The 837-nt window shown below is 57.1% G+C and carries 1 pseudogene; it reads left to right on the top strand.

From position 1 onward, the window contains the following. Window positions 1–837, top strand: a pseudogene (locus tag NRB16_RS28770) (IS5 family transposase); the annotation flags it as partial.

Raw genomic sequence — 837 nt, 5'->3', positions numbered from 1 at the left:
GAACTCTCCGACGCATCGTGGGAATTGATCAAGGATCTGGTTTCTCCAGAGCAGAAAATGGGTCGCCCACGCAGTGATGATCGTCTGGTACTCCACGCAATCCTGTGGATCCTCTGCTCGGGCGCTGCCTGGCGTGATCTGCCGGAACGCTTTGGGCCTTGGTCAACGGTGTATCAGCGTTTTCGTGACTGGCGCGACGACGGTACGTTCGACCGGATACTGGAGCGCTTGCACATCCGATAAAACGGGAGGGACTGATTGATCTGGACACTTGGATGATCGATTCCACTGCGATACGCGCAACCCGAGCCCCTTCAGGCACCGGGAAAAAAGGGGGCCTGAAGAACCGCTAGACCATGCTCTGGGACGTAGTCGAGGCGGCCTTACTACCAAGATTCACATGATCTGTGACGCCAATGGTGTTCCATTACGCTTCATTCTTTCGCCGGGGCAAACCAGCGATATCGCTCATGCCCAGCCGTTGCTGGATCAGGTGCGAATTCCCGGTAAGCCGGGGCGTCCACGCAAACGCAGTCGCTGGTTACTGGCTGACAAAGGCTATGACGCGCAACACCTGCGCCATTACTGCGACCGCTATCGAATACAGCCGGTGATCCCGCTGCGTGCCATGCCACGCAAGCCTCGGCCTGGCCTGCCCCGACTCTTGATCGTCCAAAGTATCGGCAGCGGAACATCATTGAGCGGATGTTTGGCTGGCTGAAAGAGAACCGCAGAATAGGCACTCGCTACGACAAGCTGGCGAGAAGCTTTTCAGCCATGGTCACGCTGGCCTGCAGCCTGCGTTGCATGCGTCAGTACTTTTCGTACAAAACCTAG

Origin of the sequence: Pseudomonas sp. LJDD11 (assembly GCF_024584215.1) — a bacterium.
GTDB lineage: Bacteria > Pseudomonadota > Gammaproteobacteria > Pseudomonadales > Pseudomonadaceae > Aquipseudomonas.
This window is presented reverse-complemented; position numbering and strand designations above follow the sequence as displayed.